Annotated in this window: 17 protein-coding genes and 1 pseudogene; 11 read left to right on the top strand and 7 right to left on the bottom strand. The window is 75.1% G+C overall.

Annotated elements, in window-relative coordinates; all coding sequences use genetic code 11:
• Position 1: 1 nt before the first annotated feature.
• The 5 genes from ACWPWV_RS15645 (at position 2) to ACWPWV_RS15625 (ending at position 3,982) form a co-directional block, all read left to right on the top strand.
• On the top strand, positions 2-961 hold the full coding sequence (locus ACWPWV_RS15645) for an MvdC/MvdD family ATP grasp protein (RefSeq protein ID WP_454043865.1): 960 nt from the start codon (positions 2-4) through the stop codon (positions 959-961).
• Positions 958-1,296, top strand: a complete 339-nt coding sequence (locus ACWPWV_RS15640) for a hypothetical protein (RefSeq protein ID WP_454043864.1) — start codon at positions 958-960, stop codon at positions 1,294-1,296. Before ACWPWV_RS15645 ends, ACWPWV_RS15640 begins: the two co-directional genes overlap by 4 nt.
• Positions 1,297-1,403: 107 nt before the next feature.
• Positions 1,404-1,982, top strand: a complete 579-nt coding sequence (locus tag ACWPWV_RS15635) for a hypothetical protein (protein WP_454043863.1) — start codon at positions 1,404-1,406, stop codon at positions 1,980-1,982.
• A complete protein-coding gene (locus ACWPWV_RS15630) occupies positions 1,979-2,749 on the top strand; it encodes a glycosyltransferase family 2 protein (RefSeq protein ID WP_454043862.1) in 771 nt (256 codons plus the stop codon). The genes ACWPWV_RS15635 and ACWPWV_RS15630 overlap by 4 nt, the downstream gene beginning before the upstream one ends.
• A 39-nt stretch (positions 2,750-2,788) precedes the next feature.
• Entirely contained in the window at positions 2,789-3,982 is a 1,194-nt protein-coding gene (locus ACWPWV_RS15625; RefSeq protein ID WP_454043861.1) for an NAD(P)/FAD-dependent oxidoreductase, read from the top strand.
• On the opposite strand, the gene ACWPWV_RS15620 is transcribed toward ACWPWV_RS15625, so the two are convergent.
• Positions 3,946-4,572, bottom strand: a complete 627-nt coding sequence (locus ACWPWV_RS15620) for a DUF4334 domain-containing protein (RefSeq protein ID WP_454043860.1) — start codon at positions 4,570-4,572, stop codon at positions 3,946-3,948. The two genes, ACWPWV_RS15625 and ACWPWV_RS15620, sit on opposite strands and share 37 nt — an antisense overlap.
• 115 nt (positions 4,573-4,687) lie before the next feature.
• Here ACWPWV_RS15620 and ACWPWV_RS15615 point away from each other — a divergent pair.
• Positions 4,688-4,951 (top strand): annotated as a pseudogene (locus tag ACWPWV_RS15615) (alpha/beta fold hydrolase); the annotation flags it as partial.
• Positions 4,952-5,039: 88 nt separating this feature from the next.
• A complete protein-coding gene (locus ACWPWV_RS15610) occupies positions 5,040-5,537 on the top strand; it encodes a hypothetical protein (RefSeq protein WP_454043859.1) in 498 nt (165 codons plus the stop codon).
• Here ACWPWV_RS15610 and ACWPWV_RS15605 read toward each other — a convergent pair.
• On the bottom strand, positions 5,504-7,000 hold the full coding sequence (locus tag ACWPWV_RS15605) for an MFS transporter (RefSeq protein ID WP_454043858.1): 1,497 nt from the start codon (positions 6,998-7,000) through the stop codon (positions 5,504-5,506). The two genes, ACWPWV_RS15610 and ACWPWV_RS15605, sit on opposite strands and share 34 nt — an antisense overlap.
• A gap of 115 nt (positions 7,001-7,115) precedes the next feature.
• Here ACWPWV_RS15605 and ACWPWV_RS15600 point away from each other — a divergent pair, with 115 nt between their 5' ends.
• On the top strand, positions 7,116-7,580 hold the full coding sequence (locus ACWPWV_RS15600) for a winged helix-turn-helix transcriptional regulator (RefSeq protein WP_454043857.1): 465 nt from the start codon (positions 7,116-7,118) through the stop codon (positions 7,578-7,580).
• On the opposite strand, the gene ACWPWV_RS15595 is transcribed toward ACWPWV_RS15600, so the two are convergent.
• The 4 genes from ACWPWV_RS15595 to ACWPWV_RS15580 all read right to left on the bottom strand — a co-directional run bounded on the left by ACWPWV_RS15595 (position 7,544) and on the right by ACWPWV_RS15580 (position 10,239).
• The gene (locus ACWPWV_RS15595) at positions 7,544-8,440 is read right to left on the bottom strand and encodes a phosphotransferase family protein (RefSeq protein ID WP_454043856.1); all 897 of its coding nucleotides are present in this window, start codon (positions 8,438-8,440) and stop codon (positions 7,544-7,546) included. The two genes, ACWPWV_RS15600 and ACWPWV_RS15595, sit on opposite strands and share 37 nt — an antisense overlap.
• A 4-nt stretch (positions 8,441-8,444) precedes the next feature.
• On the bottom strand, positions 8,445-9,020 hold the full coding sequence (locus tag ACWPWV_RS15590) for a GNAT family N-acetyltransferase (RefSeq protein ID WP_454043855.1): 576 nt from the start codon (positions 9,018-9,020) through the stop codon (positions 8,445-8,447).
• Positions 9,021-9,025: 5 nt separating this feature from the next.
• Positions 9,026-9,676, bottom strand: a complete 651-nt coding sequence (locus ACWPWV_RS15585; RefSeq protein WP_454043854.1) for a hypothetical protein — start codon at positions 9,674-9,676, stop codon at positions 9,026-9,028.
• A 149-nt stretch (positions 9,677-9,825) separates the two neighbouring features.
• Positions 9,826-10,239, bottom strand: coding sequence for a VOC family protein (locus tag ACWPWV_RS15580; protein WP_454043853.1), 414 nt, complete (start codon positions 10,237-10,239; stop codon positions 9,826-9,828).
• A gap of 112 nt (positions 10,240-10,351) precedes the next feature.
• Here ACWPWV_RS15580 and ACWPWV_RS15575 point away from each other — a divergent pair, with 112 nt between their 5' ends.
• The 3 genes from ACWPWV_RS15575 to ACWPWV_RS15565 all read left to right on the top strand — a co-directional run bounded on the left by ACWPWV_RS15575 (position 10,352) and on the right by ACWPWV_RS15565 (position 13,309).
• Positions 10,352-11,374: a helix-turn-helix transcriptional regulator gene (locus ACWPWV_RS15575; protein ID WP_454043852.1), complete on the top strand. Its 1,023-nt coding sequence runs from the start codon at positions 10,352-10,354 to the stop codon at positions 11,372-11,374.
• Between the two features lie 42 nt (positions 11,375-11,416).
• Entirely contained in the window at positions 11,417-11,707 is a 291-nt protein-coding gene (locus tag ACWPWV_RS15570) for a hypothetical protein (protein WP_454043851.1), read from the top strand.
• Positions 11,708-11,860: 153 nt separating this feature from the next.
• A complete protein-coding gene (locus ACWPWV_RS15565; RefSeq protein ID WP_454043850.1) occupies positions 11,861-13,309 on the top strand; it encodes a DUF1254 domain-containing protein in 1,449 nt (482 codons plus the stop codon).
• 12 nt (positions 13,310-13,321) lie between these two features.
• Here the strand turns inward: ACWPWV_RS15565 and ACWPWV_RS15560 are convergent, their stop codons facing one another.
• On the bottom strand, positions 13,322-14,539 hold the full coding sequence (locus ACWPWV_RS15560) for an AI-2E family transporter (protein ID WP_454043849.1): 1,218 nt from the start codon (positions 14,537-14,539) through the stop codon (positions 13,322-13,324).
• Positions 14,540-14,673: the final 134 nt, after the last annotated feature.

Genomic DNA, 14,673 nt, shown 5'->3' with positions numbered 1-14,673 from the left:
GATGATCCTCGTCGTCAGCTTTCCCGACGACGACCACACGGCCGTCGTGGTCGAGCGCCTGCGGGCGCTCGGCCACGAGGTCGTCGTGCTCGACACGTCGACCCTGGGCACCACGTCCTCGCTCGAGCTCACGTACGGGACCGGCGAGCCGGCGGGGATGCGGCTCGTGGCGGACGGCGTCGAGCACGACCTGCGCGGCGCGACGACGGGCTGGTGGCGTCGCCTGCGCGGCCTGCCCCCGGACCCGTCGATCACCGACCCGGCGGCCGCGGGCTTCGCGAGCAGCGAGCTCGCCGAGGTCTTCGAGGGCGTGGTCGCGTCGCTGCCGCTGCGCTGGGTCAACGACCCGCGGTCCGACGCCGACGCGCACCACAAGCCGTGGCAGTGGGCCGTGGCCGCCGACCTCGGGCTCGCCCTGCCGCGCACGGTCGTCACGCGCGACCCCGCGCGGGCGCACGAGTTCGTCGCCGCGGCGGGCCCGGGCCACGTCGTGACGAAAGCCTTCATCGCGCGGCTCGACGCGTGGAGAGAGACCCACGTGCTCGAGGCCGACGACGTCGAGCGGCTCGACCAGGTGCGGTTCGCCCCGACGATCCTCCAGGAGTACGTCCCCGGCGTGGACCTGCGCGTCACGATGGTCGACGGCGAGGCGTTCACCACCGAGATCGACGCGACGGCGACGAGCCTGCCGAGCGACATGCGCATGGTGCTCGACGAGGCGACGGTCCGGCCGGTCACCCTCCCCGCCACCGTGCTCGGCCAGGTGCGGGCGCTCATGGACCGGCTCGGGCTCGTCTACGGGGCGGTCGACCTGCGCCGGAGACCGTCGGGCGAGCACGTGTTCTTCGAGGTGAACCCGGCCGGGCTCTGGCTGTTCTGCGAGCACCTCACCGGGCTGCCCGTCACGGACGCCGTCGTGGAGGCGCTCGCGTCCCGGGACCGTGTCAGAGTGGTCGCATGACCACCCTGTTCGGCACGGTCGCGCTCCCCGACGACGCCCCCGCGGGTGCCGCCACCGTCCGCGTCTCCGTCGAGGACACGACCCTCCAGGACGTCGCAGCGGTTCGTCTCGCCGAGGCGGTGCTGCCCGGCGTCGACCTCACCCCCGGCGGCCGCGTGCCGTTCGCGATCGACGTCGACGCCGCACCGCCGGGCGCGACGGTGCGCGTGCACGTCGACCTCGCCGGCGACGGCGAGGTCGCGGGCGGCGACCTGCTCACGGTGCAGGCGGTGCCCGTGGACGTCCTCGCCACGTCGCCCGGCGCTGCGGGCGAGGTGCCCGTCCGCACCGTCTGACCGCCCGACGCCCTGCGAGGAGACGGGCGATATGTGACGCTGGTCCACCACGCCGTCGACACCCACCACACCGACGGCACCGTCCCCTCGGCCGCGAAGAGGTCCGCATGTCCAGCACCGCCACCGCCCGCCGGGTCCTCGCCCCGGCGGACGTGGTGCGCGTCGCGGCCCTCGTGAGCCTCGTGGTCGCCACGGTCACGCTCGGCGGGATCGCCGGCGCGCTGTTCCTCCTCGTGCTCGGTGGCGTCTCGGTGCCGCGCGCGCTCGCCCTGCCAGCACCGCTCGACGTCGCGTACGGGACGTCGCTGATCTTCGCGGCCTGGGCGTCCCAGCTGAAGTGGTACGACGCCGTGGACTGGCTCGACCTCGCCGTGCACCTGGTCTGCACGGGGCTCATCGCGGCCGTCGCGTACCTCGCGCTGGTCCGCTGGGAGCTCCTGCCGGGCGCTGCGGCGACGCCCGCGGCGCGCGCGTCGGCGGGTGTCGTCGTGGTGACGGCCGGGCTCGGCGCGATCGCGGCGATCCTCTGGGAGGTCGGTGAGTGGGCCGGCCACAACTACCTCGACGACGGCATCGGCGTCGGGTACGACGACACCGTGACGGACCTCGCGGCCGGGCTGCTCGGTGCCGTCGTCGCGGGGCTGGTCCTCGCCCGTCGCGGACGACGTCCCGAGGTCCGGTCATGACGCCCGGCGGCGTGCCGACGGTCTCGGTGGTCGTGCCCGTGCGCGACGACGCCGCGGCGCTCGACCACCTGCTGTCCCTCCTCGCGCGCCAGACCGTCGCGCCGCTCGAGGTCGTGGTCGTCAACAACGCGTCGTCGGACGACTCGGCCGCCGTCGCGCACCGGTGGGGCGCGGTCGTCGTGCACGAGCCGCGCGTCGGCATCCCGGCCGCCGCCGCGGCCGGCTACGACACCGCCAAGGGCGACGTCATCGGTCGCCTCGACGCGGACTCCCGGCCCGACGCGCGCTGGGTGCAGACCGTGGTCGAGCACATGGCCGCCGACCCGACGCTCGACGCGATGACCGGGACGGGTCGCTTCCACGACCTCCCCGTCGGGGTACGGACCGTCGCGTCGGTCGGCTACCTCGGCGCGTACTACGTCCTCACCCACCTCGCGCTCGGCCACACCACGCTCTGGGGGTCCTGCATGGCCGTGCGCACCGGCACGTGGGAGGCGGTCCGCGAGCGCGTCGTGCGGGACGACGCCGAGGTCCACGACGACCTCGACCTCGCGTTCCGGCTCGGCCCCCGGCGCCGGACGCGCCTCGTGCGGTCGTGGCGGGTCGGGGTCTCGGCCCGGTCGCTGCGCGGCCGGAGCCAGCGCCGGCGCCGGATGGACCGCGCGTGGCGGACGCTGCGCCTCAACTGGGACGTCTCCCCGCCCTGGGAGCGCTGGCGCGACCGGTGGGCACCGCGCCCAGCGGCGAGCGCGCGCGACCGCTCCTAGCGTGGACCTCCCCTGCCACCCAGCGGAACGGTCCCCCTCATGAGCTCACCCCGGGCGCACGACGTGCTCGTCCTCGGCGGCGGCAACGCCGGCCTGTCCCTCGCCGGTCGCGTGCGACGCGACGGCTGCCGCGACGTCGCGGTCGTCGAGCCGCAGGACGTGCACCGGTACCGGCCCCTGCTCTCGTACGTCGCGTCGGGCATGGCGACGCTCGACGACCTCAGCCGGCCGCAGGACGACGTGGTGCCCGACGGCGTGCTGCGCTACCGGAGCCCGGTCGTGTCCGTGGACGCCGAGCGCTCCGTCGTGCTCCTCGCCGACGGCACCGAGCTCGGGTACGGCGACCTCGCGGTGTGCCCGGGGTCCGAGGTCGACTGGGACGCGGTCCCCGGCGCCGAGGAGGCCGTCGGGACGCCGTCGGCGTCGACGAGCTACCTGCCCGAGCTCGCGGCGAAGACGTGGGACATGCTGTCCGGGCTGACCTCCGGGCGCGCGGTCTTCGCGATCGCGTCACGGCACGTGCCGTGCTTCCCCGTGGGGCTCAAGCCGCTCTTCGTCGCCACCGACCACTGGCGACGCACGGGGGTGCTCGACGCGATCGACGTCGAGCTCGTCGTCGAGTCGCCGCGTCTCGTCGACGACCCGCGGGCCGAGCGGGAGCTGCTCGCGGCCGCGCACGACTACGGCGTGCGGATCCGGACGAGCACCACCGTCGAGTCCGTCGACGCGACCGACCGCACCGCACGCCTGCGCACGCCCCACGGCGTGGACACGACGCACTACGACGCGCTCTACCTCGCGCCGCCGCACCGGGCGCCGGGCTGGATCGCGCAGAGCGGGCTCGCGACGGCCGCGAGCGACGGCTTCGTGGACGTCGACCCGGGCACGCTGCAGCACCGCAGCTACCCGCGCGTCTGGGGGCTCGGTGACGCGGCCGCCGTCGACGCGATGCCGTCGGGCGGCGCCCTGCGCCGCCAGGTCCCGGTCGTCGCGCGCAACATCCAGGCCCGCCGCAAGGGAACCTCCATGAGCGAGTACGACGGCTACTCGGTCGCGCCCGTGACCACGTCGCGCAGCGAGCTGCTGCTCGCCGAGTTCGACCGCGAGCGCCGCCCCGAGCCGACGACGCGGCTCGTCGACCTCGCCCGCCCGCGCCGCAGCCTTCTGCTGTTCGACCGGTACCTGCAGCCGTCGATCTACTGGCGCCGGCTGCTCCAGGGCAAGGTGCCCTGACCGCCCGCACGGGTGCGGCGCAGGACGAAGAAGAACGGCCGCGCCAGGCCGCGCGCGTCCATGAGCCCGACGAGGGTGTCGTCGTCGACGGCGCGCAGGACGTCGTGGACCGGCAGCGCGTCGTAGACCATGGCCGCGGTGACGACGCCGCGGTGCTCCACGCGGCGCACGCGCGCCCTCGGTCGACGGGTCCGGACGAGCGGCAGGACCGCCCGGACGGCGCGCGCGACGCCCCGGCGGCGCAGCAGCCCGGCGCCCCGCAGGACGAGCGGGAGCGGCGCGAACGCCGGGTCGACGCCGACCACGCCGCCGCGGTGGTGCGCGAAGAGCAACGGGTGCGCGGAGTCCGGGCCGTCGAACCGCTTGCCGTACCACCCGAGCGCCTCCAGGAGCCCGTCGAGCCGGTGGCCGGTCGGGAGACCGGATCCCCTCCAGGTCCCGAGCAGGTCCTCTACGCCGACCGCGGGCAGCGCGTCGTGGAACGCGAGCGCCGCGGCGCTCGTCGTGCCGCGCTCGAGCTCCGCGAGCGCCGCCCGCCGCTCCGCCGGCCCGGGCGCACCCGCTGTCCCTCCCCGCTCCGACACCTCCACCCGTGCATCCTCACCGACCGTCGCTCGCCCCGCGCGTCGGCGGTCCGGCGCTCCCCGGAAGGAGCGAGCCCTCGGAGCGATTGCCGGTGACCCGGGGCGACCGCACGCTGGAGCGATGACCTTCCCCCGACTCACCGCGCTGCGCCGCGGCCGGCTCACGTTCGACGTCCACGACGCCGGCCCCGAGGGCGGCGACCCCGTCGTCCTGCTGCACGGGTTCCCCGAGGACTCCTCGACGTGGGACGCGGTCGCGCCGCGCCTCCACGACGCCGGTCTCCGCACGGTGGCGCTCGACCAGCGGGGCTACTCCCCCGGGGCACGACCGCGCGAGCGCGCAGCCTACCGCCTGGACTTCCTCGTCGCCGACGTGCTCGCGGTGCTCGACGCGACCGGCCCGGCCCACGTCGTCGGGCACGACTGGGGCGGGAACGTCGCCTGGGTCGGTCGGCGCGTGGGCGCCGGAGCGGGTGCGGGGCCTCACGGTGCTGTCGACGCCGCACCCGCGGGCGCTGACCCGCTCGCTCGTGCGGTCCGACCAGGCGCTGCGCTCGCTGTACGTCGGCTTCTTCCAGCTCCCCGGTCTGCCGGAGGCGGCCCTGGCCCGCTCGATGCCGTCCCTGCTGGAGCGGTCCGGTCTCCCGCCCGAGGACGCCGCCCGGTACGCGGAGCGGATGCGGGAGCCGGGCGCGCTGCGGGCGGCGCTCAACTGGTACCGGGCGCTGCCGCTCGCGCGCCGGGGCGTGGGGCCCGTGCACGTCCCGACGACGTACGTGTGGGGCTCGCGCGACGCCGCGCTCGGGCGCTGCGCCGCCGAGGACACGGAGGCCCACGTCCTGGCGCCCTACCGGTTCGTCGAGCTCGACGCGGGTCACTGGCTGCCCGAGACGGTGCCCGACGTGGTCGCGGACGCCGTGACGGGACCGCCGGGCGATCAGCGCACGACGGACGCCGGCTCCGGGACCTGACCCGCGGCGTCAGGCGCACCGCCCGCTCCACGCCGCCGGCGGCGGGGTGCGCCCATGACGACCGCGGCCAGGGCGTAGGCCACGACGGAGACCCAGAGGGCGGCATGGAAGGCGTCGAGGCCCGCCTCCGCGCCGGTGCGGTCACCGAGCGCGAGGACGCTGACCGCCGTCGCCGCGGAGATGCCGACGGCGGCGCCGAGCTGGTACGCCGTGTTGAGCACGCCGCCGGCCACGCCCTGCTCCTCGTCGCCGACGCCCGTGGTCGCGGCGATGGCGAGCGGTCCGTAGACGAGGGCGAACGCGACGCCCAGGAGCACCATCGACGGCACCATGACGGCGTAGGTCCAGTCGAGACCGGACGCGAGGAACCACGCGGCGGCGACCGCCCCCGCGACGAGGCCCACGACGATGACGCGCGGCACGCCGAAGCGGGCGACCAGGCGCGGCGTGAGGGCGGGCGCGAGCACCACGTCGAGCGCCATGAGGAGCATCGCGAGACCGGTCTGCAGCGGCGTCCAGCCGCGCAGCTCCTGCAGGTACAGCGTGAGGAGCACCTGGAAGCCGTAGAACCCGCTCGCGAAGAGCACGGCCGCGACGTTCGCCCGGACGAGCTCGGTCGAGCGGAAGAGCCGCAGCGGCAGGAGCGGGTGCTCGACCCGGCGCTGGCGCGCGACGAACGCGGCGAGCAGACCGGCGCCCCCGGCGAGGGCGGCCACCGTCCACGGCACGCCCTCGCCCGGGTGCTCGAGGCGCACGATGCCGACGGCGAGCAGCACCATCGCCCCCGTCGCGAGGACGGCACCGAGGACGTCGAGCGTGCCCCGGCCGGGCGTCGGGGCGTCCCGGCGGATCGTCACGACCGCCAGCGCGAGGAGCACGACGGCGAGCAGGACGGGGGCGAAGAACACCCACCGCCAGTGGATCGCGGCGAGCAGTCCGCCGACGACAAGCCCGAGCGAGAACCCCGCCGCCCCGGCGGCCCCGTACACGACGAGCGCGCGGTTGCGCCGCGGCCCCTCCGCGAACGACGTCGTGATGAGCGACATGCCGGCGGGCGTGAGGAAGCCGGCCGCGATGCCCGTGACGAAACGGGACACGAGGAGCATCCAGCCGTCGGTCGCGAGACCGCCCAGCCCGGAGAACAGGAGGAAGACGACGAGCCACAGCACGAACATGCGGCGCCGCCCGAACAGGTCGGCCGCGCGCCCGCCCAGCAGCATGAAGCCCCCGTACCCGACGACGTAGGCGGTCACGACGCCGCCGAGCTCTCCCGTGGCCAGGCCCAGGTCGGCGCGGATGCCGGGCAGCGCGACGGAGAGCATCGCGATGTCGCTGCCCTCGAGGAAGATCGCGCCGCACAGCACGAGGAGCAGCCCCCAGTCGCGCAGCGTGAAGCGCGCCTCGGGCCGCGCGCCCGCTCGGGCCGTGCCCGCTCGAGACGTGCCGGTCGTCGGGTCGGTCATGACGTCCCCTCTCGTGGCGGTCGTGCGCGATGCGGTGCGGCACTCGTGGGCACCGCACGGCAGATACCCGGTTACCTCTTGATACCGACCCCATCGTGGGACAGGATCAGGAGGTATGGAAGACGGCACATCCGACGCACCAGGTATCACGACGGATACCGTGCCCGCGCGGCGCTCGGCGTCGAGGTGGGAGACCGACGTCGACGTCTGGCAGTGGGACGCCCGCGAGGACTGCGAGGTCCGCCAGATCCTCGACCGCATCGCCGACAAGTGGTCCCTGCTCGCCATCGCGATGCTCGACCGCCGGGTCATGCGCTTCACCGAGCTCAAGCGCGAGATCGACGGCATCAGCCAGCGCATGCTGTCCCGCACGCTGCGCCAGCTCGAGCGCGACGGCATCGTCGAGCGCACCGTGCACCCGACCGTCCCGCCGCGCGTCGACTACGCGCTCACCGAGATGGGCCGCTCGCTCCACGCGACGACCAAGGCCCTCGTCGTGTGGACCGAGGCGCACCAGGAGCGCATCGCCGCGGCGCGCAGCTCCTACGACGAGCGGGAGGCGGAGCTGCGCGACCTGTGACCGCGGCCCCGGAAGACGTGCTCGAAGGTGCGCTCGGCGTTCGTCCGGTACGCCGCCCGGGCCCGCGGGTCCTCGAGCGCGTACTCGACGTCCTCGAGCCACGTGCAGCGTGCGTGGAACCAGACTCGTGCCTCGTCGTCGGGGCCGAGCGGCCCGTCGAGCCGCTCGGCGACGCGGAACGCCGGCCCCGGACCGAGGTCGCGCAGGATCCGGCCGGCGTCGCGAGCGGGTTCCGACCGCGCCGCGTCGGTCCAGTCGATGACGCCGGTCACGCCCCCGTGCGCGTCGACGAGGACGTGCTCGGCGCCCAGGTCGTCGTGCTGCGCGACGGTCCGGGTCGCGTTCGGCGGTGGCGGCTCCGCGAGGAACGCGGCGACCGCGTCCGCCTGCTCAGGCGTGAGCGACGCCCGCACGAGGTTGAACGACCGCACCGCCTCGCGGTGCCACGCCTCGGTCGGCTGGTGGTCGAGCGGCAGGTCGAGGCGCGGGGCGACGCGCCGCAGCGCCGACAGCACGTCCACCAGGGCCGCCTCGACGACGCCGCTCGCCCGGTGGGGCCGCAGCAGGAGGGGCTCCCCCGGCAGCCGCCGGTAGACGAGGATCCCGAGCTCCGGCTCGTGGGCGACGGGGACCGGGGTCGGCACCGCCGTCGCGTCGGCGAGCGCGCGCAGGAGGGCGACCTCGCGCACCACGGCGGCCAGGTCGTCCGAGCGACGCACGACGTGGTCGCCCACGGCGTAGGTCGTGTTCTCCTGCCCGCGAGAGACCGTGCGCACCGGTGCGGTGGCCGGCCACAGCCGGTGCCGCGCGCCGATCTCGGCGAGCACCGCGCGATCCTCGGCGTCCTGGTCCTTCGACACCCGCTCATCCTCCCGCGCGGCGCATGAACCAGCAGCGCACGCCGAGCACGTCCGACGCCCCGACGATGTCATAGCCGAACCGGCGGTAGAAGCCGACGGCCTCGGGCCGGTCCGTCTCGAGGTAGCCGACGGCGCCCGACGCGTCGAGCGAGCGCGCGTGGCGCGCCAGGAGCACGCCGCCGATCCCCCGGCCGCGCAGGTGCCGGTCCACCGACACCGGCCCGAGGTGCACGTGCGGCTCGACGGGATCGTGCCGCGCCCACTCCCCCGTCCAGGCCAGCAGACGGGCGGCGACGCGCGGCCCCTCGGGGACCACCGCGGCGAGCAGCCGCAGCCGCGAGCCGGACGACGGCCGGCACCTGCCCGGCGGCGCCGAAGCGGCGACCCCCACGAGCGTCCCGTCGTGCTCGACGACGTCGACGTCTAGCCGGGGGTCCGCGACGAGGACGCGCACGAGGCGGGCGTGCGCCCGGGCGGCGTCGGCCTCGACCGTCCCGTAGACGACCCGGTGCAGGGGGTTGTCGGCCATGCCGCGCCCGAGGAGCGCCGCGACGTCGTCGATCATCACATCGTCGCCCATCGCGCTCACCGGCCGGTCGCGGTCGCCGACGTGCTGACGATCCGTGCCCGGTACATCCGCAGGTACGCGACGAACGCCCCCACGGCGGCGAGCACGCTGAACCCCATGCGGGACCGCCAGTGCCACGTCTCGAACTCGCGGGCGACCTGGGCGAGGTATTCGGGCGGGTGCACGGCGAGTCCCTCGACGAACATGATCTCGTTGCGCGGCCAGAAGTAGAGGATGGACGCGACGCCCTCGCCGACGGCCATCGCGAGGCTCAGCAGCAGCCACCACCGCGCGTCCCGCTGGCGCCAGCACAGCAGCAGCGCCGCGACGACCAGGGTCCACGAGAGGAACCCCAGCGGCGGGAAGACGTCGGACGGGCCGCTCACGGCGAGGAAGTCCATCGCCAGCTCGAGCGACGCGGGCGGGTCGCTGAAGACGTTCGGGTAGATCATGAACGTCTCGAGCACGACGGCGCCCAGCAGGATCATGGCGACCCAGGCGTAGGCCAGCGCGACGGCCCGGGCGGCTGTCCCCCAGCGGCCGTGGAGCCACCCGGCTCGCGCCGGCCTGCCCGCCACGTCCGTCGTGGGATGCCCGTTCTCCGTCGGCCGGTTCTCCGTCGGTGGGTTCTCCGTCTGTCGGTTCTCTGTACGTCGGTTCTCCGTCATGGCAGCGACGCTAGGAAGGCGCCGCCGCCGCCGCGTCGGCCTGGCGTCGACCCTCCCGTCGACTCGGCACGACGTCGCGGGTCGCCCGTCGTCGACACGCCGCCTCGACGGCCGACGACGAGCGACGACGGCGCCCCCGCCGCCACGGGTCAGCGGCTCGCGGCCACGTCCAGGACCCAGGTCACGCCGAAACGGTCCGTGAGCATCCCGTAGACCGGCGCCCACGCGGACGATGCCAGGGGCGCGACGACGGTCGCGCCGTCGACGAGCTTCTCCCAGAGACCCGTGACCTCCGCGACGTCGTCGCCGCGCACGGAGACGAAGAACGGGGCCTCGCCCGGGCTCCACGGCCGGTCCGCCGGGACGTCGTACGCCATGACGCGGAAGCCGTTCGCGGCGGTGACCTGGCCCCACACGACGAGGTCGGCCTCCGGAGCATCAGGCCCGGCCAGGTCGCCGTACGTCGTGACGACGAGGTCGCCGCCGAACACGGAGCGGTAGAAGGTCAGCGCGGCGCGCGCGTCGCCGCGGAAGTTGAGGTGGGGGGTGGCGGACACGGTCATCGGGTGCTCCTCGGTGCGGGTCGGCGCCGGGCGGGATCGCCCGGCGTCTCGTGACGATGTTCGCGACGGATGCGGACAGGTAGCGCCCGCATCTCCCGGCAGGATGGGATGCATGGCCGAGACCTCCGCCCGCACGCTCCTGCTGCTCTCGCTCCTGCAGGCGCGGCGCGACTGGCCCGGTGCGGCGCTCGCGGAACGGCTCGGCGTGGACCCCCGCACCGTGCGCCGCGACGTCGGGCGCCTGCGCGACCTCGGCTACCGCATCACGGCCTTCCGCGGCCCCGACGGCGGGTACCGGCTCGACGCGGGTGCCGAGCTGCCGCCGCTGCTGTTCGACGACGAGCAGGTGGTCGCGCTGACCGTCGCCCTGCAGACCCTGGCCGCGAGCGGTGCCGGCGCCGGGCTCGAGGAGGCGGCGGCGCGCGCGCTCGTCACGGTGCGCCAGGTGATGCCCGCGCGCCTGCGGCACCGCGTCGACGCGGTCGAGGTCACCGCCGTGCCCCCCGGGCAGAGCGGCGCGTCCTCGGTGGACGTCGAGGTGCTGCTGGCCGTCGGTGCCGCCGTGCGCGCGAGCGAGGTGCTGCGGTTCGACTACACGACGCCCCGCTCGGCCGCCGCGTCCGCCGTCGAGGAGCCCGACGGCGCGGCCCCCCGGCGCGTGGAGCCGCACCACGTCGTCGTCTCGGGCGGGCGCTGGTACCTCGTCGCGTGGGACCTCGACCGCGACGACTGGCGCACCTTCCGCGTCGACCGCATCACGCCGCGCACGCCGACCGGGCCGCGGTTCCGGCCGCGAGAGCTGCCGGGCGGCGACGTGCGGTCCTACGTCGCGTCCCGGTTCCGCGGCGCCGAGGCCGTCGACGACGGCGGTGCCCACGGCGGGTGGCCCTGCTGGGGCGAGGTCGTCCTCGCCGCTCCCGCGGCACGGGTCACGCCGTTCGTCGACGACGGCATCGTCGAGGACCTCGGCCCGGACCGCTGCCGGGTGGTTCTCGGCTCGTGGTCGTGGACCGCGCTCGCGGCGCGGCTCGGCGCGTTCGACGCGGACGCCCGCTCGGTCCGCCCCCGCGAGCTCGCGCAGGCGTTCGCCGCGCTCGCTCGTCGCTACGAGCGTGCCGCGTCGGAGGCGCCATGAGCGCCGACCGGTGTTCGAACAGACGTTCGATACGATGGGCCCATGGGAACCCGCCGACGCCCGCCCGGCGGCAGGCCGTCGGGCATCGAGAACGTGCCGCTGCGCGACAGCGCCGACGAGGCGCCTGCGCTCGCGCGCCGGGACACCGCGATCGTGCGGCCCGAGGAGGCCATCCCCGTCCGCGCCTGGATCACCCAGCGCCAGTCGGGCGAGGCGCACGTCGACGGCGAGGCGATCGCGTGGGCAGGGCGCCAGGTGAACGTCCGGTACGTCGACCGGCACGGGCGGGAGGGCTGGGCGTGGCTCTGGGCGGATGCGGTCGAGCGCCGGTGAGCACGAGGGAGCCGCGGGTGAGCATGCCCGGGAGGACCCGCTGCGGGTGAAGTGCTCCTCTCCCGGTCGCCCCGGGGCTCCCGCAGCCCTACGGTCGCGACAGCCGGGCGCCGACGGGGCGCCGGCCGCACCGTCCGGACGAAGGGCACCGCGATGACCAAAGCTCCCCAGCACGCACAGGAGGACCCGCTCGCCGCGGTGCTCGCCGCCGTGAGCACGCCGTCACCCCTCGACACCCCGCTCGGCCGGTTCGAGCTCGTGGACGGCGTCCCGACGCCCGAGTCGGTCGACCGCCTGTACGCGTCGCTCGACCTCGTCCGGGGCATCGAGGCGTACCTGAGCGCGATCCCCGGCGCGTCGCTCGTCGCGATGCGGCACGGCTTCCGCAGCCTCGGCCTCGTGCGGTCGCAGCAGATCGGGTACACCGAGCCGCGGGCCGACTCGCACGGCATCTTCCTGACGGCCAACACCGAGACGACGTACGGCACGTTCTTCTTCGACCTGCGCGAGACGGGACCGTTCGTCATCGAGCCGCCGCAGCAGTCCCTGTGCGTCGTGGACGACTTCTGGTTCCGGTACGTCGCCGACATGGGCCTCGCCGGGCCGGACCGCGGCGAGGGCGGGCGGTACCTGTTCCTCCCGCCGGACCACGACGGCGACGTCCCGGACGGCTACTTCGTCTACCGCACGCCGACGTTCACCAACTGGGTCGTGCTGCGCGCGCTGGGCGGCGTGCCCGCGATGAAGGAGACGCGCGTCTACCCGCTCGCCGACGCGGCGAACCCCCCGGAGACGGAGTTCGTGAACATCGCCGGGGCTCGCGTCAACACGGTCCACGCCAACGACGCGTCCTTCTTCGACGAGGTCGCCGAGATCGTCGCCGAGGAGCCGGTGGGCTCGCTCGACCCGGAGCGCGCGGGCCTGCTCCGTGCGGTCGGCATCGAGCACGGCCGGCCGTTCGCGCCGAGCCCGCAGCTGCGCGCGACGCTCGACACCGCCGCGCGTACCGCCGCGGCGATGAGCCGCGCGCTGGTGTACTCGCCGCGCGACCCCGAGGCCCCGATCGCCCCCGGGTCGAGCTGGCTCAACGGGTTCCTCGGCGGCTCGTACGAGTTCCTCGCCGACGGCGCGCGCCTGCTCGACGCCCGCACGCAGTTCCACTTCCTCGCGACGGTCGTCACGCCGGCGATGGCGCACGCCCAGGTGGGCGCCGGATCGGCCTACGCGTACACCGCCCACGACGCGGACGGCGGGATCCTCGACGGCGCGCGCACGTACCGGCTGGTGCTCCCGCCGAACCCGCCCGCGAAGAACTTCTGGTCCGTCGACGTCTACGACACCCAGACCCGGTCGCTCCTGCAGACCGCCGACCCGCACCCGAGCGTCATGAGCCTCACCGGCACCGTCACCGGCGAGGAGGACGGGAGCACCGTCCTGTGGTTCGGCCCGGAGCCGCCCGCGGGGCGCGAGCAGAACTGGGTCCAGACCGTGCCCGGCAAGTCGTGGTTCCCCATGCTGCGCCTGTACGGACCGCTCGAGCCCTGGTTCGAGAAGTCGTGGCTCCCCGGCGACCTGGAGCCGGTCGAGGGTCCCGCCGCCTGAGCCGCCCCTCGATCAGCCGGTCTCCACCGCCTCGCGTCGCTTCTGCCGCGCGAAGCGCGCGGGCAGGTCCGGGCCGTCCCACACCTGGATCGCCCGCCAGATCGACGCGGCGATGGGCACGGCCAGCACGGCTCCCGTGAGCCCGGCGAGCACGGTCCCGGCGGTCAGGGCGATGAGGATCACCAACGGGTGCAGGCGCAGGGTGCGGCCCATGACGACCGGCTGCAGCAGGTCGCCCTCGAGCTGGTTGACCGCGATGACGATCGCCACCACGATGAGCGCCTCGACCGGCCCCACGGCCACGAGCGCCACGAGCGCGCAGAGGACGCCGGCGAGCGTCGCGCCGACGAGCGGGATGAAGGCGAGCAGGAACACGAGCACCGAGAGCGGCAGGACGAGCGGGACGCCGACGATCGCCAGGCCGATCCCGATCGCGACGGCGTCGACGAGCGCGACGATCGCGGTGCCGCGCACGTACCCACCGAGGGTGCGGACCGTCGTGCTGCCGATCCGCTGGCCGCGCTCGTACCGCGCGCCCCGGAAGGGCCGGAGGAGGAACTCCCAGATCTGCGGGCCGTCCTTGAGGAAGAAGAACAGCACGACGATCATCACGAAGAACCCGGCGACGAAGTCCACGGTCTGGGAGACTCCGGCCAGGGCGCCCGCACCGACGGCGTCGGACTGCAGGAGCCCGACGACGGAGTCCCGCACCGACTGGATCTGCTCCTCGGTGATGTCGAACGGCAGGTTCTGGACGTACACCTGCAGCTCGTCGAAGCCCTCGATCGCCTGGTCGCGCAGCTCGGGCCACTGGTCCACGACCGCGACGACGATCAGCCAGAGGACGCCGGCGAGGACGGCGACGAGGGCGATCAGCGCGATGACCGTCGCCAGGGACGACGGCACGCCCTTGCGGCGCAGGAGCACCACGAGCGGCGAGATCGCCGCCGCGAGCACCAGCGCGATGAGCACCGGGATGACGATGAGCGTCAGCCGCGTCAGCGCGAACACCGCGACGGCCATGAGCGCGACGATCGCGAGCACCTGGAGCGACCGCGTCCCGGCGCGACCGACGCCGTCGGCCCACAGCTGGGACGCCGTCCGCGTCGGCGGGGCAGCCTCACCTCGCGCGCCCACGCCGGCGTCGTCGACGGGCTCCCGCACGACGACCGCCGTGTCCTCCGCGCGCTGGTCCGCGCGCTCCCGCGTCCGACGTCTGCCCAGAGCCATGCCGTCTCCCTCTCGTCGCACGTGTCGCGGGCAACGGTGCCACGCCCTCGGGTTGCCCGCCGCTTAGGCCGTGCCGACCGTCCTGATCCAGATCAGGGGGCGGCGGCTTCCCGGGTGCCGTTGCGGCTCGACCG

It is taken from the genome of Cellulosimicrobium sp. Marseille-Q8652, assembly GCF_965112045.1.
Note: the sequence above shows the minus strand (reverse complement) of the source record. Positions and strands in the feature narration are given on the sequence as shown.